The 2873-nt window shown below is 63.3% G+C and carries 3 protein-coding genes; 1 reads left to right on the top strand and 2 read right to left on the bottom strand.

The window, feature by feature from the left end; translation table 11 throughout:
• Nucleotides 1–947, bottom strand: a 947-nt coding sequence (obgE, locus tag EOA85_RS31605) for a GTPase ObgE (protein ID WP_127212349.1), incomplete at its 3' end; no start/stop codon positions are given.
• A gap of 114 nt (nt 948–1061) precedes the next feature.
• Here obgE and EOA85_RS31600 point away from each other — a divergent pair.
• Nucleotides 1062–1931, top strand: a complete 870-nt coding sequence (locus tag EOA85_RS31600) for an endonuclease/exonuclease/phosphatase family protein (protein WP_127212348.1) — start codon at nt 1062–1064, stop codon at nt 1929–1931.
• 182 nt (nt 1932–2113) lie between these two features.
• Here the strand turns inward: EOA85_RS31600 and EOA85_RS31595 are convergent, their stop codons facing one another.
• Nucleotides 2114–2701: a GNAT family protein gene (locus tag EOA85_RS31595; protein WP_127212347.1), complete on the bottom strand. Its 588-nt coding sequence runs from the start codon at nt 2699–2701 to the stop codon at nt 2114–2116.
• Nucleotides 2702–2873: the final 172 nt, after the last annotated feature.

The raw sequence follows: 2873 nt of genomic DNA, 5'->3' as shown, positions 1-2873 counted from the left end.
AGACAGCCCTCGCCGGTGACCGCCGAAAGCAGCATCGGCGCACGGCCGGCGGCGCGTTTCAGCGAAGCAACCTTCTTCTTGCGTGCGTCGGCATCGAGCGTGTCGACCTGGGAAAGTGCTACGATCTCGACCTTCTCGACCAGCCCATGGCCATAGGCGTCGAGTTCGGAGCGCACGGTCTTGTAGGCCTTCCCCGGATTTTCTTCCTGCGCGGAGACGAGGTGCAGAAGGACGCGCGTGCGTTCGACATGTCCGAGGAAACGGTCGCCGATGCCGACGCCCTCATGCGCACCTTCGATCAGGCCGGGAACGTCGGCGATGACGAACTCACGCCCATCGATGCGGGCCACACCGAGGCCAGGATGCAACGTAGTGAAGGGATAATCGGCAATCTTCGGCTTAGCCGCGGTGACGGCGGCCAAGAAGGTCGACTTGCCGGCATTGGGAAGGCCAACCAGGCCGGCGTCGGCAATCAGCTTGAGCCTGAGCCAGATGTTGAGCTCTTCGCCCGGCTGGCCGGGATTGGCGCGGCGCGGCGCCTGGTTGGTCGAGGTCTTGAAATGCTGGTTGCCGAAGCCGCCATTGCCGCCCTTGGCCAAAAGGAAGCGCTGGCCAACCACTGTCAGGTCGCAGATCAGCGTCTCGTTGTCCTCGGCAAAGACCTGCGTTCCCGCCGGCACTTTCAGCGTGACGTCGGCGCCTTTGGCGCCGGTCATGTTGCGGCCCATGCCGTGCGTACCGGTCTTGGCCTTGAAATGCTGCTGATAGCGATAGTCGATCAGCGTGTTCAGCCCATCGACCGCCTCCACCCAGACATCGCCGCCGCGGCCGCCGTCGCCGCCGTCCGGACCGCCGAACTCGATGAACTTTTCGCGCCGGAACGACAACGAACCGGCGCCGCCGTCGCCCGAGCGGATGTAGACCTTGGCTTGATCGAGAAATTTCATCGGATTGCTGAGTTTCTGCTCGTGGCCTTGCGGCATTGCTCTAAACGTTCGGCACTGCTCTAAACCAAGGCGGCGCGAAGGGCGAGGCTGTTTATGAACATGGCCGGAGTCGCAATGAAGCTCGTAACCTACAACATTCACTACGGCGTCGGCCTCGATGGCCGCTACGATGTCGGCCGCATCGCCGATGCCGTGCGCGGCGCCGACGTGATCGCGCTGCAGGAGGTCTCGCGCAACAACCCCCACAATGGCGGCCGCGACATGGTGGCCGAGCTCGGCGAGGCGCTGCCCGAATACTTCGCCGTCTATGGCAGCAATTTCGAGGCCAATGTCGGCTCGCGCCTGGAAAACGGCCGTGCCATCACCACCACCTTTCAGCTCGGCAACATGGTGCTGTCGAAAACGCCCGTTCATGTGTCGCGCAATCTCCTCTTGCCGCGCAGCCGCAGTTTGGAAGTGATGAATTTCCAGCGCGGCGCGCTGGAGGCGCTGATCGAGACGCCGCTTGGTTTCATCCGCTTCTATTCCACCCATCTCGACCATCGCAGCCCGGTCGAACGCGCCAGCCAGATCCGGTTTCTGCGCCAGCGTCTGTTGAACTATGCGATCGAGGGGGGCGCGCTGTCGGGGCTTGCCGAGGTCGGCCTGCCGGACCTGCCCTATCCCGAAGCCTTCGTCGTCATGGGCGACTTCAACATGCTGGCCGGATCGCCGGAATATGTTGAACTCGCCGGTCGCCTGGATCACGAATTCGGCATACCCATGACCGCCGACCTTGCCGTAGATGTGGCCCTGCGCCTTGCCGCCGTAGGCGCCGATCTCGTCTCCTGGATCGACCCCAAGCGACCTGACGACTCCAGCCGCTACAAGCGCATCGACTATGTCTTCACCAGCGCCTCGCTCGCCAAATCGCTGAAGCGCCTTTGGGTCGACCGGCAAGCGGTCGGCTCGGACCACCTGCCGGTCTGGGTCGAGATGGTTTGACCTCATGCCCGGTCCGAATCTTTGGTTTCGGCGCAATGCGCTGAGTGTGTTGAGATTCAGGTCAGGCCGCGCCGAGAGTGGTGGCTTCCGAGAACCGGAGCGGAGCGTACTTTGGGTACGTGAGCACCGGAAGCGCAGGAAACCGCCATTCGCAGGCCGGCCTCACCTGAATATCGACATGCCTAGAAATGCACCCAGTTCCGCAGGCTGGTCCAGGTCCTGCGATCCAGGCGGTAGCGCTCGACCGGCACCTGGCCGGCGACGATCGAGTTCAGCATGCCTTGGCCGGCATATTGGAAGCCGCATTTGTGGATGACCCGGCGTGAGGCCGGATTGATGACCCGCGTCGAGGCATGCAGCACCTGAATTGCCGTCTTCTGAAAGGCGAGGTCGACGAGCGCATGTGCGGCCTCCGTCGCATAGCCGCGCTTCCAGTAGGGCTCGCCGATCCAGTAGCCGAGCTCCAGCCCGCGATCGGTGGTGTTGAGGCCGGCGCAGCCGACGAAGGTTTCGGTACCGGCCAGCGTTAAGGCATAGGCAATCCCGGCCCGGCGCGATGCCGTCATCGCCAGGAAGGCGCGTGCCTCGGCCTCGCCATAGGGGTGGGGCATGCGGGCCAGCATTTCGGCGACGTGGCGGTTGTCGGCGAGCACCACCAGTTGCTCGATATCGCTTTCGCGCGGCGCCCGCAGGACCAGCCGCTCGGTCACCAGGACCGGGCAATCTATCGCGTAACTTTTACCGTCTGTGTCTTCCGCTTCGGCAACCATGTCAGTCCTCCAGGCACAAGAAAAAGGGGAGATGGAAACCCATCTCCCCTGATCCATTTCCTGGCTTGGCCAGACACCGGTTCCCGAGATGGGTGCCGGTGTTCTCGTACGGAACCGGCTACTCCGCGGCCTTCGTCATCGGGTTCACCGATACGTAGGTTCGGCCATTGGC

Source organism: Mesorhizobium sp. M5C.F.Ca.IN.020.29.1.1, assembly GCF_003997375.1.
Taxonomy (GTDB): domain Bacteria; phylum Pseudomonadota; class Alphaproteobacteria; order Rhizobiales; family Rhizobiaceae; genus Mesorhizobium; species Mesorhizobium wenxiniae.
This window is presented reverse-complemented; position numbering and strand designations above follow the sequence as displayed.